The sequence below is a fragment of the Microbacterium sp. LEMMJ01 genome, from assembly GCF_002114135.1.
Taxonomy (GTDB): domain Bacteria; phylum Actinomycetota; class Actinomycetes; order Actinomycetales; family Microbacteriaceae; genus Microbacterium.
Genome location: NZ_NCTV01000015.1, coordinates 112,832 through 128,977, shown reverse-complemented (window position 1 = coordinate 128,977; position 16,146 = coordinate 112,832). Strand labels below are relative to the sequence as shown.

15 protein-coding genes are annotated in these 16,146 nt (G+C 70.9%); 6 read left to right on the top strand and 9 right to left on the bottom strand.

Annotated elements, in window-relative coordinates:
• On the bottom strand, positions 1–558 hold the full coding sequence (locus B7W94_RS01660; protein ID WP_085603862.1) for a phosphorylase family protein: 558 nt from the start codon (positions 556–558) through the stop codon (positions 1–3).
• A 108-nt stretch (positions 559–666) separates the two neighbouring features.
• On the opposite strand from B7W94_RS01660, the gene nadE reads away from it, so the two are divergent.
• The 3 genes from nadE to B7W94_RS01645 all read left to right on the top strand — a co-directional run bounded on the left by nadE (position 667) and on the right by B7W94_RS01645 (position 5,854).
• On the top strand, positions 667–1,485 hold the full coding sequence (gene nadE / locus B7W94_RS01655) for an ammonia-dependent NAD(+) synthetase (protein ID WP_025104479.1): 819 nt from the start codon (positions 667–669) through the stop codon (positions 1,483–1,485).
• 86 nt (positions 1,486–1,571) lie between these two features.
• Positions 1,572–5,054: a TM0106 family RecB-like putative nuclease gene (locus B7W94_RS01650; RefSeq protein WP_085603859.1), complete on the top strand. Its 3,483-nt coding sequence runs from the start codon at positions 1,572–1,574 to the stop codon at positions 5,052–5,054.
• Positions 5,051–5,854 carry a GNAT family N-acetyltransferase gene (locus B7W94_RS01645; protein WP_253247353.1) on the top strand — a complete coding sequence of 268 codons (804 nt, stop codon included), beginning with the start codon at positions 5,051–5,053 and terminating at the stop codon, positions 5,852–5,854. Before B7W94_RS01650 ends, B7W94_RS01645 begins: the two co-directional genes overlap by 4 nt.
• A 24-nt stretch (positions 5,855–5,878) precedes the next feature.
• Here B7W94_RS01645 and upp read toward each other — a convergent pair whose 3' ends face one another.
• The gene (gene upp / locus B7W94_RS01640; RefSeq protein WP_025104476.1) at positions 5,879–6,511 is read right to left on the bottom strand and encodes a uracil phosphoribosyltransferase; all 633 of its coding nucleotides are present in this window, start codon (positions 6,509–6,511) and stop codon (positions 5,879–5,881) included.
• A gap of 81 nt (positions 6,512–6,592) precedes the next feature.
• Here upp and B7W94_RS01635 point away from each other — a divergent pair, with 81 nt between their 5' ends.
• Positions 6,593–7,048, top strand: coding sequence for a nucleoside deaminase (locus B7W94_RS01635; RefSeq protein ID WP_085603857.1), 456 nt, complete (start codon positions 6,593–6,595; stop codon positions 7,046–7,048).
• 4 nt (positions 7,049–7,052) lie between these two features.
• Here B7W94_RS01635 and B7W94_RS01630 read toward each other — a convergent pair whose 3' ends face one another.
• The gene (locus B7W94_RS01630) at positions 7,053–8,024 is read right to left on the bottom strand and encodes a cation diffusion facilitator family transporter (protein ID WP_085603854.1); all 972 of its coding nucleotides are present in this window, start codon (positions 8,022–8,024) and stop codon (positions 7,053–7,055) included.
• A 59-nt stretch (positions 8,025–8,083) separates the two neighbouring features.
• Between B7W94_RS01630 and proC the strand changes: the two genes are divergently transcribed.
• On the top strand, positions 8,084–8,923 hold the full coding sequence (gene proC, locus B7W94_RS01625; RefSeq protein ID WP_085603851.1) for a pyrroline-5-carboxylate reductase: 840 nt from the start codon (positions 8,084–8,086) through the stop codon (positions 8,921–8,923).
• A gap of 197 nt (positions 8,924–9,120) precedes the next feature.
• Here proC and B7W94_RS01620 read toward each other — a convergent pair whose 3' ends face one another.
• The 4 genes from B7W94_RS01620 to B7W94_RS01605 are packed head-to-tail and all read right to left on the bottom strand — an operon-like array spanning position 9,121 to position 13,623.
• The gene (locus tag B7W94_RS01620) at positions 9,121–10,713 is read right to left on the bottom strand and encodes a hypothetical protein (RefSeq protein ID WP_085603848.1); all 1,593 of its coding nucleotides are present in this window, start codon (positions 10,711–10,713) and stop codon (positions 9,121–9,123) included.
• A complete protein-coding gene (locus B7W94_RS01615) occupies positions 10,695–11,471 on the bottom strand; it encodes an ABC transporter ATP-binding protein (protein ID WP_085603845.1) in 777 nt (258 codons plus the stop codon). The genes B7W94_RS01620 and B7W94_RS01615 overlap by 19 nt, the downstream gene beginning before the upstream one ends.
• Before the next feature lie 57 nt (positions 11,472–11,528).
• On the bottom strand, positions 11,529–12,200 hold the full coding sequence (locus B7W94_RS01610) for a potassium channel family protein (RefSeq protein ID WP_025104470.1): 672 nt from the start codon (positions 12,198–12,200) through the stop codon (positions 11,529–11,531).
• The gene (locus B7W94_RS01605) at positions 12,193–13,623 is read right to left on the bottom strand and encodes a TrkH family potassium uptake protein (protein ID WP_025104469.1); all 1,431 of its coding nucleotides are present in this window, start codon (positions 13,621–13,623) and stop codon (positions 12,193–12,195) included. Before B7W94_RS01605 ends, B7W94_RS01610 begins: the two co-directional genes overlap by 8 nt.
• A 104-nt stretch (positions 13,624–13,727) precedes the next feature.
• Here B7W94_RS01605 and B7W94_RS01600 point away from each other — a divergent pair, with 104 nt between their 5' ends.
• Positions 13,728–14,144 (top strand): ArsR/SmtB family transcription factor, encoded by a 417-nt coding sequence (locus tag B7W94_RS01600; protein ID WP_025104468.1) that lies wholly within the window; start codon positions 13,728–13,730, stop codon positions 14,142–14,144.
• A 180-nt stretch (positions 14,145–14,324) separates the two neighbouring features.
• Here B7W94_RS01600 and B7W94_RS01595 read toward each other — a convergent pair whose 3' ends face one another.
• Both B7W94_RS01595 and B7W94_RS01590 read right to left on the bottom strand, forming a co-directional pair.
• Complete coding sequence (locus tag B7W94_RS01595) at positions 14,325–15,152, bottom strand: ABC transporter permease (RefSeq protein ID WP_025104467.1); 828 nt, start codon at positions 15,150–15,152, stop codon at positions 14,325–14,327.
• Positions 15,149–16,051: an ATP-binding cassette domain-containing protein gene (locus B7W94_RS01590; protein WP_085603842.1), complete on the bottom strand. Its 903-nt coding sequence runs from the start codon at positions 16,049–16,051 to the stop codon at positions 15,149–15,151. The genes B7W94_RS01595 and B7W94_RS01590 overlap by 4 nt, the downstream gene beginning before the upstream one ends.
• Positions 16,052–16,146 lie beyond the last annotated feature (95 nt).

Below are 16,146 nucleotides of genomic sequence, written 5' to 3'. Positions count from 1 at the left end.
TCAGACCCCGTACTCGGCGCGGATCACCTCGCGCAGCTCGATGCTGCACCGGGCGATGGCCTCGCGGAAGTCGGCCAGGGCGCCGTCCTCCGCCTGGTCGGAAACGGCGCGGAAGGCGCGGATCGGCACGCCGAACTGCCCCGCCACCCAGATGTAGGCGTAGGTCTCCATGTCCACCAGGGCGGCACCCATCGGCCGGATCACGGCGGTGACCTCGGCGTCGTTCACGAAGTGGTCACCCGTGGCGATCACGACGCCCTCGCGGCCTGTGGTCACCTGCGGCGGAAGCGAGACGTGCCGTCCGACGACGCCGTCCAGGTCGATCACGTCGTGCTGCACCGCGGTCGCGATCTCGTGCACCGCGTACGCACGTCCCTTCTCGATGGAACCCGCGGTGCCGACGACGACGACCTCGTCGTAGTCCTTGGCATCCAGGGCGCGGGTCAGCGCGTACGTCGCCGGCAGCTTCCCCGGGCCCGTGACGAGCCGGTCGAAGCCGTCGAGCTCCTCGGGGAAGGCGGACAGTTCGGACTCGAGGGCGGCGACGAGGAGCTTCACCGTCTCAGTCTGTCAGGTCGCCGCTGGATACCTCGTCCGCGCGGTGGCGTGACCCGCACGAAACACGGAAGGGGGATACTGGAGCCGAACCGATGAGCGGAGGACCACGTGTCGTTGCAGAAGCAGATCGCGGAAGACCTGGGCGCCCGGCCCGACATCGATCCCGAAGCGGAGGTGGAGCGTCGCGTCGGCTTCCTCGCGGACTACCTGCGCACGACCGGCGCGAAGGGCTTCGTCCTCGGCATCTCCGGCGGACAGGACTCGACGCTCGCGGGGCGCCTCGCCCAGCTCGCGGTGGAGCGCGTGCGTGCGGAGGGCGGGGAGGCCACCTTCCTCGCGGTGCGCCTGCCCTATCGCGTCCAGCACGACGCCGACGACGCGCAGGCGGCCCTGGACTTCATCGCGCCGGACTCGTCGATCGAGGTCAACATCCAGAACGGCGTCGAAGGCGTCGAGAAGGACATCGAGTCCGCCGTGTCCAGCGACATCTCCGACTTCAACCGCGGCAACATCAAGGCCCGCCTGCGCATGGTCACGCAGTATGCGCTCGCCGGTCACGAGGGGCTGATCGTCATCGGCACCGACCACGCCGCCGAGGCGGTCACGGGGTTCTACACGAAGTTCGGCGACGGAGCGGCTGACGTCCTCCCGCTGGCCGGTCTCACGAAGCGACAGGGGCGCGCCCTGCTCCAGTTCCTCGACGCTCCGGAGCGCCTGGCCTTCAAGGTCCCCACCGCCGACCTCCTCGACGACCAGCCGGGGCGGACGGACGAGGACGAGCTGGGGCTGACGTACGAGCAGATCGACGACTTCCTCGAGGGCCGGGAGGTCGACCCCGAGGTCGCCGGCCGCATCGAGGCGCGGTACCTCGCGACCCAGCACAAGCGTCATCTCCCGGTGACCCCCGACGACACCTGGTGGCGCTGACCGCGACCCGTCGTGCGGGACCGCCCGCTTTTCGCCGTGTCGGATGCCGCGGATAGTGTCGAAGCAGCCGACAGAACGGGAGAATCGTGCGGATCGACACAGAGGCGCAGCGGGTCATCTGGAGCGCGAGCGACCTCAAGGCGGCCGCCGAGTGCGAGTTCGCGTGGTCCCGGGCGATCGACGCGAAGCTGGGTCGGGTCCCCGCGGTCGAGGAGCCGGAGGACGCGACGCTCCTCCGCGCCGCTCAGCTGGGAGACGTGCACGAGCAGAACGTGCTCGACCGCTACATCCGGGAGCTCGGCGACGAACGGGTGCATCGGATCGCCAAGGTCTCCTCGAGCGATCCTGAGGCGCTCGCGGCCGCCGTCGACGAGACGCTGAGCGCTCTGCGGTCCGACGCGCTGGTCGTCTTCCAGGCGGCTTTCGCCACCGACGAGTTCGTCGGGTTCGCCGACTTCCTCCGCCGGGATGCGGACGGGCGCTGGCGGGTGCAGGACTCGAAGCTCGCGCGAAAGGCCCGGGTGACCGCGCTCATGCAGCTCGCGGCATATGTCGATCAGCTCGACCGGCTCGGCATCCCCCGTGCGGACGAGGTCGACCTCATCCACGGCGACAACAGCGTCAGCACGCACGCGGTCGACGACCTCCTTCCGCTGTTCCGGGTGCGCCGGTCGCGGCTGCGCGCTCTCATCGCGGACCGCGCCGTGGCCGACGGCGTCGCCGGGGCGCCCCTCGCGTGGGGTGACGACCGCGGCGACCTGCGCGTGGTCGCCTGCGGGCGCTGTGCCACCTGCGAGGAGCAGGTGCTGGCCCACCGGGACCTCCTCATGGTCGCCCGCATGCGTCCGGTGCAGCGGGCCCGTCTCCGCGCCGCCGGGATCCTCACGATCGACGACCTGGCTGCGGCGACGCAGGCCCCCGAGGGCATGAACGTCGACACCTTCGAGAACCTCCGCGCCCAGGCCCGCGTGCAGCTGCGGGCGGACGCCGAGGGCGCGGCGACGTACGACGTGCACTACGCCGCGGCGATCCACACCCTCCCGGTGCCCAGCCACGGCGACATCTTCTTCGACTTCGAGGGCGATCCGCTGTACACCGAGCCCGCCCCCGACGGCGAGGCGGAGTGGGGCATCGACTACCTGTTCGGCTGGGTCGACAACGCCGACCAGTACACCGCTCTCTGGGCGCACTCCTTCGCGGAGGAACGCCGGGCGCTGGAGACCTTCCTCGACTTCGTGAAGGTGCGTCGAGCCGCCCACCCCGGCATGCACATCTACCACTACGCCCCCTACGAGACCTCGCATCTGGTCGCGATGGCCGCCCGCCACGGCGCGCGCGAGGGCGAGGTGGACCGCCTCCTCCGCGAAGGCGTGTTCGTCGACCTGTACCCGCTGGTGCTGCGCACCGTGCGGGTCGGGTCGCGGTCCTACTCCATCAAGAAGCTCGAGCCGCTCTACATGGGGGAGGACGTGCGCACGAGCGACGTCCAGAAGGGCGACGACTCCATCGTGCAGTACGTCGCCGCGCGGGAGCTCGCGGCAGCGGGCGCGCAGGCCGAGGCCGACGCCGTGCTCGCCGACCTCGCCGACTACAACCGCTACGACTGCGTCTCGACCCGCCGGCTGCGCAACTGGCTCATCGAGATCGCCCGCGCAGAGGGCGTGACGCCGGCCCCGCCGGACGATGCGGACGAAGTCATCTACGAGCCGTCGCCGCGTTCGCTCGCTCTGCTCGGCGACGCGGAGCGTGCGGTGGAGGCCGGTGACGACGGGCTCGTGCACCGGATCGCGGCGGCCGCCATCGACTACTTCCCGCGCGAGGCGAAGAGCTTCTGGGTCGCGCACTTCCAGCGGCTTCGGGAGCCGGTCACCATGTGGGACGGCACGCGCGACGTGGTGAAGGTCGATGCGACCCGCTCGCGGGTGCGCCGCGACTGGAGCATCGGCGAAGGCCGCCGAGTGCTGTCGCGGGAGCTCGAGATCCGCGGCGAGGTGTCCCCGGGCACGACGCTCGGCCCCGGCGCGCAGCCGTTCGCGCTCTACGACGTCCCGGCCCCGTTCGACACCGACGTCCCGTCGCGGGCCGTGCACGTGCCGCACGGGGTCACAGTCGTCGAGGTGCTGGACGACGGGTACCTCGTGGTCGAGTCCGCCGTGCAGGGACAGACCTGGGACGACCTCCCCGTCGCGCTGACCCCTGCCGCGCCGCCTCGCGTGGTGTCGCTGCAGCAGGCGATCGACGAGTGGGCGGACGCGGTGCACGCGGCCGCCCCCGACTTCCCGGAGGACGCGGCCACCGACATCCTGCGCCGCCTGCCTCCGCGCACGGTGTCGGGGAACGCGCTTCCGGCCGCCGGCGACGATCCGATCGACGCGATCGTCCGCGGAGTCCTCGACCTCGACCGCAGCTACCTCGCGGTGCAGGGGCCTCCGGGCACGGGGAAGACCTACACCGGCTCGCAGGTGATCGCCCGGCTCGTCAACGAGCACGGCTTCCGCATCGGCGTCGTCGCGCAGTCCCACGCGATCATCGAGACGCTCCTGGAGCGCGTCGTCGCCGACGGTGTCGCCCCGGGTCAGGTGGCGAAGTGCCCCAAGGATGCCGACGCCGATCCCGGCTACACGGTGATCCCGAAGACCGGGATGGCCGCCTTCCTCGCCGAGCACGAGAACGAGGGTGCCGTCGTGGGCGGCACCGCGTGGGACTTCAGCAACACGCAGCGGGTCGCCAGGGGAGAGCTCGACCTGCTCGTGATCGACGAGGCCGGACAGTTCTCGCTCGCCTCCACCATCGCGGTGGCCGCCGGTGCGCAGCGGCTCCTGCTCCTCGGCGACCCTCAGCAGCTGCCCCAGGTCAGCCAGGGCGCCCACCCGGAGCCGGTGGACACCTCTGCGCTCGGCTGGGTGATGGACGGCGATCCCGTCGTGCGTCCGGAGTACGGCTACTTCCTCGCCCGCTCCTGGCGCATGCACCCGTATGTCGCGGCTCCGGTGTCGAAGCTCGCCTACGCCGGGAAGCTCGCGTCCGCTCCCGGTACCGAGCGGCGCGCGGTCGACGGCATCGACCCGGGCCTGCACGTGGTGCCGCTGCGGCACCGCGGCAACGCGACCCAGTCCCCGGAGGAAGCCGCAGAGGTGGTGCGTATCGTCCGCGACCTCGTCGGCCGCACCTTCCACGACAACGACGCGGAGGGCAGCGTCCGCCCGCTGACGCCGGAGGACATCATCGTGGTGGCGCCTTACAACGCGCAGCGGCAGCTCGTGCACGATGCGCTCGCGGCGGCCGGTTTCGGCGGGGTCCCGGTGGGGACCGTCGACAACTTCCAGGGCAAGGAGGCGGTCGTCTCTATCACGACGCTCGCCGCGTCGAGCGGTCGGGATGCCCCGCGGGGCCCGGAGTTCCTGCTGCTGCAGAACCGGCTCAACGTGGCGATCTCCCGCGCGCAGGTCGTGGCCTACCTCATCCACTCGCCGGCGCTGCTCGACGATCTGCCGTACACGCCCGAGGGCGTCGCGAGGCTCAGCGCCTTCGCCCGCCTGGTGGGCGCGGCTGAAGAGGAGGGATCATGATGTCGTCCGTCCCCGGGTCTGCTTCCGTCGAGACGCCGACGGCTGATGAGATCCTGCGCGCCGCCGCCGCATGGGCGTGGTTTCCTCGCGGCAGCGAGGACGTCCGCGACGATCTGCTGCTCGTGCGCTACCCGGAGCGGTTCGGAGGCGGCGTCCGCGGCTCCCAGGTGACGTCGACGCGGTCCGCCGCCGAGGTGCTGGACGGAGCGCTGGAACGCACCAGAGCCTGGGGTGAGGACGTCTTCACGTTCTGGACCAACCCCGCGGACGACCCGGACCTCGAGGACGAGCTCCAGCGCCGCGGTGCGGTGCACTTCGACACCGTCACAGTGTTCGCGCGTCCGACCATCGGAGCCGCGGTCGACGTGCCGCCCGGGGTCACCGCCGAGGTCGTGCGCACGAAGGATCAGCTCCGCGAGGTCGACGCGATCGACGTCCCCGTCTGGGAGCAGCAGCCGCTGGACGAGGACGGTCTGGACGCCGAGTTCGCTGAACTCACCGCAGCCCTGTCCACGGGGGAGGGCTTCCGGGTGCTCGGTCGCATCGACGGCCGCGCGGTGAGCACCGGCGGCTGCACGATCGTCGACGGGTTCACCCGCCTGTGGGGAGCGGCGACACTCGCGGCCGACCGCGGGCGCGGTGTCTATCGGGCGGTCCTCGCGGAGCGCCTGCGACAGAGCGCCGCGCGCGGGGCCGCAACAGCGCTCGTCAAGGGCCGCGTCTCGACCTCGGCACCGATCCTCGCCAGGGCCGGCTTCGCGCGTTACGGCGAGGAGCGCGGCTACCGCCTGACCCTCTGACGCGAGTCGAGAGCGCGAGCGAGGTCAGACGGTGCCGTAGAGGCGGTCGCCCGCATCGCCGAGGCCGGGCACGATGTAGCCCTTCTCGTCGAGGCGCTCGTCGAGAGCTCCGAGGACGAGGGTCACATCGCGGTCGCCGGCCATCGCCTCGATCGCTGCCACGCCCTCCGGGGTGCCCAGCAGGCAGATCGCGGTGACGTCCTTCGCGCCGCGGTCGAACAGGAACTGGATGGCCGCGGCCAGCGAGCCGCCGGTCGCCAGCATCGGGTCGATCGCGAAGCACTGACGGTCGGAGAGGTCGTCCGGAAGCCGCTCGGCGTAGGTGGTGGGCTCGAAGGTCTCCTCGTCGCGGACCATGCCGAGGAAACCGACCTCCGCGGTGGGGAGGAGCTTGACGAGGCCTTCGAGCATGCCGAGACCGGCGCGCAGGATCGGCACGACGATGGGCCGCGGCTCGGAGATCTTCACGCCCGTGGTCGTGGTGACCGGCGTCGTGATCTCGATCGGCGTGACCTTCACATTCCGCGTCGCCTCGTACGCGAGGAGCGTCACGAGCTCTTCGGTCAGCTGGCGGAAGACCGGCGACGGGGTGCGCGCGTCGCGCAGCACCGAGAGCTTGTGGGTGATGAGAGGGTGGTCGGCGACGTGGACACGCATGGATACAGGCTAATGCGCGCCGCGGCCGCGCACGACATCGGGCGCCGTGGCGGCCGCCCCACGCTGCCGTAGGCTCGGGGGATGACCGCCGCCGACCGCCTCGCGATGCAGCGAGCGCTCGAGCTCGCCGCCGAGGCCGCGGACGCCGCGGAGATCCCCGTCGGCGCCGTCGTGCTCGACGCGGATGGCCGTGTTCTGGCCGAAGGGCGGAACACCCGGGAGGCCACGCACGACCCGACCGGCCACGCCGAGATCGAGGCGATCCGCGCCGCGGCATCGGTCCGCGGGTCGTGGAACCTCGACGGCTGCACACTGGTCGTCACCCTCGAGCCCTGCGTGATGTGCGCCGGCGCGATCCTCCAGGCACGCATCGGCCGCGTGGTCTTCGGCGCGTGGGACGACAAGGCGGGAGCGGCCGGCTCGATGTACGACGTTCTGCGCGACCGCCGCCTGCCTTATCGCGCGGAGGTGATCGGCGGCGTGGACGAGCACGCGTCCATCGCTCTGCTCCGCGCCTTCTTCGAGGACCGTCGCTGAACGCTCAGTCCGAGGACTTGAGGACGAACACGTCCGTCGAGGGCTCCGGATCGATCGCGGGACGGTAGACGTCCGGCTCGATGTAGACGACCCGGGCGACCGGCACGGCGGCGCGGATGCGGGCCTCGATCTCGTCGATGTCGTCCGCGACCTCGCGCAGCGGCTTGTCGGCGTTGAGGGCGATCTTCGCGGCGACCATCAGCTCGTCCGGCCCGAGGTAGAGGGTCTTCATGTGGATGATCTTCTCGATCTCCGGACCGTCGTTGATCGCGTCCACGATGCGGTCGTAATCGGCGGGGGTCGCGCCCTCGCCGACGAGCAGGCTCTTGGTCTCCACACCCAGCACGATCGCGATGAGCACGAGCAGGACGCCGATCATCACCGTGCCCAGGGCGTCGAAGACGGGGTTGCCGGTGAGGAGCGTGAGGCCGACGCCGAGCAGGGCGAAGGTGAGGCCGGTGAGGGCCCCGACGTCTTCGAGGAGGACCACGGGGAGCTCCGGCGCCTTGGACCGCCGGACGAAGGAGAACCAGGACTGGCCCTTCTCGCGGACGACGTTGCTCTCGCGCACGGCGGTGCGCAGCGAGAACGACTCCAGTCCGATCGCGATGAACAGCACGACGAGCGGGAGCCACCACCAGGTCTGGTCGATCTCATGCGGGTGGGTGAGCTTCTCCACGCCCTCGTAGACCGCGAAGAGCCCGCCGACGGAGAAGAGGATGATCGACACGACGAACGCGTAGACGTAGCGCTCGCGGCCGTAGCCGAACGGGTGCGCGCGGTCCGCGTGGCGCTTCGCCTTGCGGCCGCCGAGCATCAGCAGGAGCTGGTTCCCCGAGTCGGCGACGGAGTGGATCGCCTCGGCGAGCATCGAGGCCGAGCCGGAGAGGGCCCACGCGAGGAACTTCGCGAGAGCGATGCCCAGGTTCGCCAGGAACGCCGCGACGATGGCCTTGCTGCCTCCGGATGCACTCATGCGACGAGTCTAGGACGGGAGTCCGAGCGGCACAGGAGCGCCCGCCGTAGGATGACGACATGGCTGATGCGCTCCCGTCCCTCGCGTTCCTCGGTGCCGGATCCATGGGGGGAGCGATCCTCCGCGGCGCGCTCGCCTCTGGCGTCCCGGTGGACGGAGGGATCACCGCGACGAACCGCACGCCGGAGAAGGCGGAGGCGTTCGCGGGCCTCGACGGCGTCACCAGCATCGCGCTGTCCGAGCGGCCGGAGGGCAATGCCGACGCCGTGGCCGGCGCACGGGTGGTCCTGGTCGGGGTGAAGCCGGCGATGGTCCCCGACCTGCTCCGCGAGATCGCGCCGCACCTCAGCCCGGAGACCGTCGTGGTGAGCCTCGCCGCGGGGGTCACGCTGCAGACCTTCGCGGATGTCCTCGGCCCGGAGGCCCGCGTCATCCGCTCGATGCCGAACACCCCGTCGACGATCCGCAAGGGGGTCACCGGGCTCGCGGCCGGCCCCGCGGCGACTCCCGACGACCTCGCGCTCGTGCGCCGTCTGTTCGAGACGGTGGGGGCGGTGGTGGAGGTCCCCGAGTCGCAGATCGATGCGCTCTCGACGATCTCGGGCTCCGGTCCCGCCTACGTCTTCCTCCTCATCGAGGAGTTCACCGCGGCCGCGCGGGCAATGGGCTTCGCCGACGCGGACGCCCGTCTGCTGGCCGAGCAGACCTTCATCGGCGCGACCGCTCTGCTGGATTCGACGGGGGAGGACCCCGCCGAGCTGCGCCGCCGGGTGACGAGCCCGAAGGGGACGACGGAGCGCGCCGTCGCCGTGCTCCAGGACGCGCATCTGTCCGACACCTTCGCCGCTGCTGCCGCCGCCGCGCTCGCTCGCGCGAAAGAGCTCGCCGCCGGCGCCTGATCCCACCCTCGCGGGAACAGGCGATCACGCGAGTTCAGGCAGCCAGTACCCCTGGAGCCTGAACTCCCGCGAGTGCCTGTTGCGGCGAGGTGTCGCGGGAGCAGGCGACCTCGCGGGAGCAGGCGATCACGCGGGTTCAGGCAGCCAGTGCTCCTGGAGCCTGAACGCGCGCGAGTGCCTGTTGCGGCGAGGTGCGGCTAGGCCTCGCTGGCGACCTCGGCGAGCACCTCGGGCCAGCGCCGCTGCAGGGTGCGACCGCCGAGGACCGTGCCGCCCCACAGCGCGACCCCACCGAGGACGACGGCGGCCGCGAGGCTCGCCCAGCCCAGGGGCGGGATCCAGATCGATGCGATCGCGAAGCCGAGGGCGGGGCCGCCGAGCAGCAGGGTGATCGGCGACATGATGAGCATCGCGAGGAAGGACTGCGCGCCCCCGGAGGAGCCGCGTCCGAACGGGTTGGCCTCCGGTGCCGGAGCTCGCCCCGGCAGGAACGCGCCCACCCAGGAGCCCGCGCCCGCCGACACCGCCATGAGTCCGAGAGCAGCGCCCAGGCTGCCCGGAAGCAGATCCGGACGCCCGGCCAGCAGACAGGTCACGACGCACAGGAGGATCGTGATCGGCACCGCCACCAGCGCGAACCCGAGCAGGCGTCCGACGCGGTCGGCCGTCCCGCTCACCCCGGTGAGGATGTGCAGCGCGACGGCGTCGTTGTCGTAGGCGATCGCCATCTGCACGATGCTGCCGGCGAGGAGGGCGTTGATCGCGGGGATGAGGGTGATCGCGGGCGCGAAGCCGGTACTGTCCTGCTGCAGTCCGTTCATGAGCGCGAGCCCGAGGAAGATCGCGGGGAGCAGCAGGAGCATCACGATGTTGACGACCTGACGCGGGTCGCGACGGAAGTAGCGGAGCGTCCGTCCCGCGATGGCGCCGACGGGCCCCGCGGGAAGAAGACGGTCGAGCACGCCCCCCGAGCGCACGCGTCCGCCCCCGCTCGACTGCAGGGGGGCGACGAGGCGCGCAGCGAGCATCCGGCGCGCGGCGACCCAGAAGACGACAAGGGTGGCGGCGGCGATGAGCAGCCGCAGGGCGGCGGTGACGACGTCGCCCTGTGCCACCGCGGCGGGGACTCCGAACACGGCGGCGACCGGCGTCCACGCGGCGATCTCGGCGACCGCGGTGAAGGCGCCCCCGACGTCGCGCACGGTCGACAGCGCCTGCAGCCCGATGTTCAGGAGGAGGCCGGAGGAGGCCAGCAGCACCACGCCGAGGGTGAGGACGAGGTCACGCGTCCGCCGACGGGCGAGCCATCCCGCGAGCAGCCCGCTGACGACGCGGGCGCCGAGGACGCAGGTCGCGAGGGCCACGGGGACCATGAGCACCGCGACGAGGAGGGCCGGCACGCTGACCGACCATCCCACGAGCATCAGCAGCAGGGCCAGGGCGGTGCCGATGCCGCCGATCGTCGTCATCCCCGCCACGACCAGTCCGGGGAGGAGAGAGCGGGCGGTCACCGGGAGCAGGGCGAAGCGCTCGGGGGCCAGCGAGTCGTCCGCGCTGACGAGGATCGACCCGATCCACCATCCGAGCACGATGATGGCGCCGGTGAGCACCATCGCGGTCACGGCGGCGTCCGGGGCGCCCACCCGCAGGGCGATCAGCCCCACGGTCAGAAGCCCCAGCATGCTCAGCGCGATGAGACCCACGATCACGAGGGTCACGATCATCCAGGGGTTGCGCCTGAGCTGATGTCCGAGCTGTCGCAGCCGCAGGCCTACGAGGAGCGCAACCACGCGAGCGTCTCCGTTCCGAGGTCGTGCGCGCCCACGAGGGTGAGGAAGCGCTCCTGCAGTGTGAGCCCGGCCCGCACCTCGTCGAGGGCGCCGTGGGCGAGCAGACGCCCCTCGGCGACGATGGCGACGCGGTCGCACAGCGACTCGACGAGCTCCATGACGTGGCTGGAGAGGACGACCGTGCCGCCACCGTCCACGAAGGAGCGCAGGATCTGCCGGATCGTCTGTCCGGAGACCGGGTCGACGGCTTCGAGGGGTTCGTCGAGGATCAACAGCCGGGGCGCGTGGATGAGCGCGCAGGCCAGGCCGATCTTCTTCTTCATGCCCGCCGAGTAGTCGACGACGAGGGTGTCGCCCGCCTCCGTCAGGCCGAGCGCGTCGAGGAGCTCACCGGAGCGGGAGACGACCTCTGTCTCCGGCATGCCGCGCAGCAGGCCGGTGTAGCGCAGCAGCTCGGCGCCGCTGAGCCGGTCGAGCATCCGGATGCCGTCGGGGAGCACGCCCATCCGCGCCTTCGCGGCGGCAGGGTCCTGCCAGACGTCGGCGCCGAGCACCCAGGCCGTCCCGGCGTCCGGGCGCAGGAGCCCGGTGGTCATCGCGAGCGTCGTCGTCTTGCCGGCACCGTTCGGGCCGAGCAGCCCCAGCATCGAGCCCGCGGGGACGTCCAGCGACAGCGCGTCGACGGCGACCTTCTGGCCGAACTGCTTGCGGAGCCCGCGGAGGGCGAGGACGGGCGGTGCGGGGGCGTGATCGCTCATGCCCCCATCCCACCACGCCTGCCGCGACCGGCGCATCCGCCGCGGGGAGGACTCGGTTCAGCGGTCGAGGGCGGCGAAGCGCTCGATGTCGCTGTTCGTCCCGGAGACGATGATGAGGTCATGGTTGGTCACGATCGTGTTGGCCTCCGCGTAGCGGAACGGCTTGCCCGGGCTCTTCACGCCGACGACGGTGACCTTGTACTTCGAGCGCACACCGGACTCGTTCAGACCGACGCCGCGGATGAACTTCGGCGGGTACATCTTGGCCAGGACGAAGTCGTCGTCGAAGCGGATGAAGTCGAGCATGCGCCCGCTCACGAGGTGGGCCACGCGCTCGCCGGCCTCGCGCTCGGGGTAGATGACGTGGTTGGCGCCCACGCGGGCCAGGATCTTGCCGTGCGACTGGGAGACCGCCTTCGCCCAGATCTGCGGCACCTTGAGGTCGACGAGGTTCGCCGTGATGAGCACGGACGCCTCGATCGAGGAGCCGACGGCGACGACCGCGACCTGGAAGTCCTGGGCGCCGATCTGGCGGAGGGCGTCGATGTTCCGGGCGTCGGCCTGCACCGTGTGCGTGACGCGGTCCGACCACTTCTGCACGAGCTCGAGGTTGTCGTCGATCGCGAGCACCTCGCGGTCGAGGCGGTCGAGCTCGCCGGCGCAGGCGGCACCGAACCGGCCGAGACCGATGACGAGGACGGGAGCGTCCCCCCGAAGCACTTCAACCAACGATCGGCCTTTCCACGGGCAGTGAGTAGTACTGCGTGCGCGATGTCGCGGCGACTGCCGCAGCGAGAGTCACTGTACCAACGCGGCCCATGAAGATCGTCGCGGCCATGACGTACGAGGCGGAATCCGGAAGCTCCCCGGTGAGACCCGTCGAGAGCCCGACCGTGCCGAACGCGGAGATGACGTCGAAGAGCACATGGCTGATGTCGGCCTTGGTGATCTGCGCGATCACGATGGTCGACAGAGCGACGATGGTGGCGCCCCAGGCGACGACACTGAGGGCGACCCGCTGCACGTCGCTGGGGATGCGGCGGCCGAACGCCTCGACGGACTGGCGGCCCTTCGCCTCGGACCAGACGGCGATCGCGAGGACCGCGAGCGTGGTCACCTTGATGCCGCCCGCCGTCGACGCCGACCCGCCGCCGACGAACATGAGCATGCTGGCGGCGAGCAGCGACGAGCCGTTGAGGTCGTCCATCTCGATGACGTTGAAGCCGCCGGAGCGGGTCATCGCGGAGAGGAAGAACGCCTGGAAGGTCGTGTCCGCGGCGTCCATCGACCCGAAGGTCTTGGGGTTGTCGTACTCGAGGATGAGGAAGGCGGCCGCGCCGAGGATGAAGAGCAGCACCGTGGTGACGATGGTCAGCTTCGAGTGCAGCGACCACCGCTTGACGTGCCAGACGTGCTTCGCGAGCGTGTAGATCACCGGGAAGCCGATGCTCCCGAGGAACACGCCGACCATGAGCAGCGACAGCACGAGGTAGTCGTCGGCGAAGACGGCCACTCCGCCGTCGTTCGGGGCGAAGCCGGTGTTGGTGAACGCCATCGCCGAGAAGTACGGGGCCTCCCAGAGCGCGGCGATCGGGTCGACCCCCGCCATCACCAGCGCCGGATATAGGAGCGCCGCGAGGGCCGCTTCGATGAAGAGGGCGGAGAGGGCGACCGTGGTGAGCAGCTGGCCCACCTCGCCGAGGCGCACGGTCTGGCTCTCGTTGACCACGCCGCCGTGCGCGCGGAGCGGGTTCGTGTCGCCGGCCGCCATGAGCTTGGCCCGCAGCCCGAGGCGCTTCGAGATGAGCATCCCCATGAGGGAGGCGAGGGTCAGCACGCCGAGGGCGCCGATGTTGACGCCGATGAACACGACGACGTGCCCGAACGGCGACCAGTGGTTGGCCATGTCGACGGTCGCGAGGCCCGTCACGCAGATCGTGGAGACGGCGGTGAAGAGCGCGTCGCTGAGCGGTGTCACCGTGCCGCTGGCGGACGCGATCGGCAGCGAGAACAGCACCGTGAACACGAGGATCAGCAGCGCGAAGACGGCGATGGCGAACCGGGACGGCGACGAGGTGATGAGGTGCTTCACCCGGCCGGCGGCTCCGGGAAGACCGGTGCGAGGAGACGACGCCGAAACGATGCCCGACATCGCTGCCCCCTTCTTCCGCGCCGTCCGTTCCACGGCCGCAGCACGGCGCCTCTCGCCGAGCCTTCGTCATGGTACTCCGTGCCGGGGCGCACTACCCTGATCACATGACGGACATCTTCGACGTGATCGCAGACGGTACGAGGCGCGACATCCTCCAGCTCCTGCTCCGACGCACGTCCGAAGGCGAGTCCGGCACGAGCGTGAGCCAGATCGTGGCCGACCTCGGCATCAGTCAGCCCACCGTCTCGAAGCACCTCAAGGTGCTCCGCGACGCCGAGCTCGTCACCGTCCGCGAAGACGGGCAGCGCCGCTTCTACAGCCTGTCCGTCGCGCCGCTGGAGGCCGTCGACGACTGGCTGGTCCCATTCCTCGTCGATGCGTTCGGCGATGCGGCACCGGACATCGCCTATCCGGGCGCCCCGATCCCCGACGGCGCCGCGCACGCGGCCGAGGTCGTCGGGCGTGCGGCCGCCTCCGCCAAGCACGTGGTCACGAACGCGCTGAAGCGTCTCGGCGCCTGATCCCGCGCCCCGCACAGACGGAGAACCGCCCCCGACGGCAGGGGGGATGCCGTCGGGGGCGGTGTGCGGACCCCAGATCCGCGCGGACTCGGCAGGTGCCGGCACGGGTCCTGCAGCCGACCCTGGCAGGGCTGTCTGAGCGATCGGGCAATGCGGGCTATGCGCGGGCTGGGCGTCGGCTCATCGTCGTCCGGCCTTTCGTCGAAACAGCCACGCGCCCCACAGCGCCGCCACGAGGAGGATCGCCACGCACCAGCCGATCGCCCACCATGCCTCCGCCTGCATCGGGGTGTCCATCAGGAGAGCGCGGATGGTCTCCACGATGGGCGTGATCGGCTGGTGGGCGGCGATCGGCTGGAGCCAGTCGGGCATGCTCGCGACGGGGACGAAGGCACTGGAGAGGTACGGCAGGAACAGCAGGACGAAGCCATAGCCGTTCGCTGCTTCGGGGCTGCCGGCGGCGAGCCCGATCGCGGCGAACAGGTAGGTGATCGCGAGGATGTAGAGCGCGATCATGCCGGCCAGGGCGACCCACTCGAGCGGAGTGGCCGATGGGCGGAATCCGACCAGTACCCCGACGCCGATCACGACGGCGGTCGCCACGAGGTTGCGGAGGACACTGGCGACGACATGCCCGGTGAGCACGGCGCCGGCGCGCAGGGGCATGGTACGGAACCGGTCGATGATCCCCGTGCGCATGTCGTTCGCGACGTACACGGCGGTGGAGGAGGCGCCGAAACCGGCGCACGTCAGGATGATGCCGGGGACCACGTAGTCGACGTAGGCGCCGGAGGGATCGATGGCCCCGCCGAACACCCACGTGAACATCAGCATCAGCATGACGGGGAGCAGGATCGCCATGAGGAGGGACTCGCCGTCCCGGAGGGAGTGGCGGAGGCTGCGCCCGACGAGGACGGTCTCGGCGGTGAGGCCGCGGAGGGGTGGCCGCGGGGCGGGGGCAGCCGCGGGCCCGGAGGTTCCGGGCACAGTGGCGTGGGCGATGTTCATGCGAGCTCCTTCCGGGGCGCGGCGCCTGCGGTCGCGGCGTCGGGGGCGGTGATGGCGAGGAAGACGTCGTCCAGGGTGGGGCGACGGAGCGTGACGGTGCCGGCGCCGCCGTCCTCGTCCAGGAGGTCGAGCGCTCGGCGGAGACCGCTCACTGAGCCGTCGGTCGGGATCTCCCGCTGAAGCTCCCCGCGGTCGTCGCGGAGCTCCACCGTGTCGCCGCCGACCCGGGCCTTCAGCGCCGCGGCCGTTCCGAGCGCCGCGATGCGACCGTCGTGGAGCACGGCGATGCGGTCGGCGAGCTGATCCGCCTCCTCGAGGTACTGCGTCGTGAGGAACACCGTCGTGCCGCCGTCCGCGAGGACCCGGATGATGTCCCAGAGGTCGCGCCGACTGCGGGTGTCGAGCCCTGTCGTCGGCTCGTCGAGGAAGAGGACCTCCGGGGCCACGACGAAGCTGAGGGCGAGATCGAGACGCCGACGCATGCCGCCGGAGTAAGTGCGGACGGCGCGGCCGGCGGCCTCGCCGAGATGGAAGCGATCGATGAGATCCGCGGCGCGACGCCGCGCGCCGGCACGACCGAGCCCGGACAGACGGGCGAACATCACCACGTTCTCGGTCGCGCTGAGGGCGTCGTCCACGGCGGCCGACTGACCGGTGAGGCTGATCCGTCGCTGCACCTCCCGCGGGTGAGTCCGCACATCCCAGCCGGCGACGCGCGCCGTGCCTCGATCCGCCGCAGTGAGGGTGGTGAGGATGTTAATCGTCGTCGTCTTGCCGGCGCCGTTGGGCCCGAGCAGAGCGAACACCTCGCCACGGGCGACGGTGAGGTCGAGATCACGAATGACGGTCTTCCCGCCGAAAGCCTTGTGCAGGTCGTGGACGTCGATGGCTCTGTCCATCAGGGTTCCCTTCTGTGTATCTCCAAAACTGTGTATGTGCAACGCAATCGTGTATGACCGTAACACACTGTTTAAGGAATAAACAGAAGTAGGAT